This is a genomic window from Thermoflexus sp., from assembly GCF_025055495.1.
GTDB lineage: Bacteria > Chloroflexota > Anaerolineae > Thermoflexales > Thermoflexaceae > Thermoflexus.
The window spans coordinates 1-2749 of record NZ_JANWXB010000091.1 but is presented as its reverse complement, the minus strand read 5'-3'; the positions used below and the strand labels follow the sequence as shown (position 1 = coordinate 2749).

The following is a 2749-nucleotide window of genomic DNA, read 5'->3' as shown; positions in this document are numbered from 1 at the left end:
CCGCCTTCGGCGGCGCCCCAGCCCTGAAACCTGCAGGAGAGCTCGGAAGTCGCCCATAGCGTAAATGGAGAAAAGCCCCAGAAGTCACGGTGTTCGCTTCCTCAGGGGGCTCCGGGTATGGAGCTGGGCATGCCGTTGATGCCGTTGAGGTCGGCGGGACCGGCGCTCTTCACCCCATCTCCTGTCGGCCCTGGAGGGCGCGGACGAGGGTGATTTCGTCGGCGTATTCCAGGTCGCCCCCTACCGGCAGACCTCGCGCCAGGCGGGTGACGCGCACCCCCAGCGGGGCCAGCAATCGATGGATGTAAACCGCGGTGTTCTCCCCCTCCAGGCTGGGATTAGTGGCTAAGATCACCTCCCGCGGGGCCTCGCGCCGCACCCGATCCATCAACTCCCGGATCCGGAGGTGCTCCGGCCCCACGCCGTCCATGGGGGAGATCACCCCATGGAGCACGTGATAGACTCCGGTGTATTCCCCGGTGCGCTCGATGGCCAGCACATCCAGGGGCTCCTCCACCACGCAGATCAGCCCGTGGTCACGCCGCTCATCCCGACAGATGGCGCATGGGCTCTCATCGGTGATATTGAAACAGACTTCGCACAGGCGGGTCTGTTGCTTGAGCGCCCGCAACGCCTCGGCCAGGGCCAACACCTCCTCATCCGGCGCTCGAAGGAAATAAAAGGCCAGACGGGAGGCGGTCTTCGGCCCGATCCCGGGCAGCTTCACCAGCGCCTCGATCAGCCGGGCGATCGGAGGAGGGGTGATGGTCGTTACCGGACGCATATGGGCTCACCCGATCGGGATTCCAGGGAAAGTTCTTCACGAGGGAGGAACCATCTTCTATTCCACCATAGAACCATAATACCACATCGTGGGGCTGCGATCGGCCAGAGATCGGCTTCCCCCGCGCCGGGAAGCGGCGTAGGGCGGATCTCGGAGGCGGACCGTTCGCTTCCGTGGGAGGCTTTGAGGAGGGTCCGTTTCACCTCGTCCGATCAGCCCCCACCCGGGTGATTCCGATACTCTGCCGGAATCCTGACGCCTGAGGCCATAAATGAGGTTCTGCCTTAGGGCGTCGTTCGCAGCGCCTGATCGAGATCCTCGATCAGGTCATCCGGGTGTTCGAGGCCGATGGAGAGCCGGAGGAGGTTATCGGGGGTGGCCGTCCCCGGCCCCTCGATGGAGGCGCGGTGCTCGATCAGGCTGTGCGCCCCCCCGAAGCTGGTGGCCCGGATGAACAGCTGCGTCCGCTCCGCCACCCGGAACGCCGTCTCCCGCCCGCCCCGGACCTGGAAGGAGAGCAGGCCGCCGAACATCGACATCTGCCGGGCGGCCACCTCGTGTCCCGGGTGATCCGGCAGTCCCGGATAGTGCACGGCCTCCACCGCGGGGTGCTGGGCCAGGAAGGCGGCCACCCGCATGGCGTTCTCCGAGTGCGCCCGCATCCGGTAAGGGAGCGTGCGCAGGCCGCGCAGGATCAGCCAGCTCTCAAAGGGCGAGAGGATCGCGCCGCCGGCCGTCTGGATCTCCCGCAGGCGCCGGGCGAAGGCGTCCGCTTCCTTCAGCACCACGACCCCCCCCATCGCGTCGCTGTGCCCCCCCAGATACTTGGTGGCCGAGTGCACGACCCCATCCGCCCCGAGGGCCAGGGGACGTTGAAGGACCGGGGTGGCCAGCGTGTTGTCGCAAAAGCAGAGGGCGCCCACCCGGTGAGCCAGCGCGGCGATTTGGGGGATGTCCGTGATGCGCAACATCGGATTCGAGGGCGTCTCCACCCAGATGAGGCGGGTCTCCGGCCGGATCGCAGATTCCACTTCAGCGGGATCCGTCATGTCCACGAACGAGACGGAGATCCCCCACGCGGCGGCGATCTCCCGGAACAGGCGGGCGAGGCCGAAATAGATGTCCTTGGGGGCCAGCACGTGGGCTCCAGGGGCGAGGGCCTGCAGCACCGCGAAGGCCGCCGCGGAGCCGGAGGCGAAGGCCATCGCCACCGCGCCGCCCTCTAAGGCCGCAACGGCGGCCTCGAGGGCCTCGCGGTTAGGGTTACCCTCCCGCGTGTAGACGTAGCCGCGGGGATAGCTCCCGTCCGCGGCCCGTTCGAACGTGGTGGAAAGATAAATCGGCATCACCACCGCCCCGGTGGCCGGGTCGATCCGCGATCCGGCGTGAACCGCCAGGGTCTCCAGGCGCATCGTCCTCCCTCCTGCCTCGATGATGTCCAGGCTATGGAGCCAGGTGCCTTCAGAGGTGCCTTCAGGGGGTCTGGCGCGGCGTTGGGGCGGAAGGGGTCCCGCTCCGCCCTAGGGCTGTGCCGGAATTCACCGTCCCGAGGGCGCTGAGGTCGCCCCCGCTCTACAGCAGTCCGCTCAGCCCCATCTGACCGGCCAGGGCGTTCAGGCGCTCCGCGGCGTAGGCCTGGGAGCGCTCGATCGCCTGGTTGATCGCGGCCACCAGCAGGTCTTGGAGCATTTCGATGTCCCCTGAGGCGAGGAGGGCCGGGTCGATGGTGATGGAGCGCACCCGCTGATCCCCGGTGATCACCACGGTGATCGCCCCTCCGCCTGCGGTCACCGTCATGGTTTCCTGGGCCAGGGCCTCCTTCGCCTTCACCATCTCTTCCTGCAGCCGCTGGATCTGCTGGAGCAGTTGCATCGGGTTGCCAGGCAAACGGCCTTTTGTCATTGGGAAAACTCCTGGAAAGAGATCTTACACCATCGCTTTGTCCATTTTTCATTTGGGGGGTCG

At 66.8% G+C, this 2749-nt stretch carries 3 protein-coding genes; all 3 read right to left on the bottom strand.

Annotated features, from left to right (window positions below):
* Nucleotides 1–169: 169 nt before the first annotated feature.
* Complete coding sequence (gene recR / locus NZM16_RS03190) at nt 170–784, bottom strand: recombination mediator RecR (RefSeq protein WP_295449949.1); 615 nt, start codon at nt 782–784, stop codon at nt 170–172.
* A 284-nt stretch (nt 785–1068) separates the two neighbouring features.
* Entirely contained in the window at nt 1069–2196 is a 1128-nt protein-coding gene (locus NZM16_RS03185) for an aminotransferase class V-fold PLP-dependent enzyme (RefSeq protein WP_295449952.1), read from the bottom strand.
* 160 nt (nt 2197–2356) lie between these two features.
* The gene (locus NZM16_RS03180; RefSeq protein ID WP_295449954.1) at nt 2357–2686 is read right to left on the bottom strand and encodes a YbaB/EbfC family nucleoid-associated protein; all 330 of its coding nucleotides are present in this window, start codon (nt 2684–2686) and stop codon (nt 2357–2359) included.
* Nucleotides 2687–2749: the final 63 nt, after the last annotated feature.

What these genes read in the sequence shown, in the direction of transcription:
- recR (WP_295449949.1), bottom strand. Translation starts at nt 784, where the DNA reads ATGCGTCCGGTAACGACCATCACCCCTCCTCCGATCGCCCGGCTGATC.
- NZM16_RS03185 (WP_295449952.1), bottom strand. Translation starts at nt 2,196, where the DNA reads ATGCGCCTGGAGACCCTGGCGGTTCACGCCGGATCGCGGATCGACCCG.
- NZM16_RS03180 (WP_295449954.1), bottom strand. Translation starts at nt 2,686, where the DNA reads ATGACAAAAGGCCGTTTGCCTGGCAACCCGATGCAACTGCTCCAGCAG.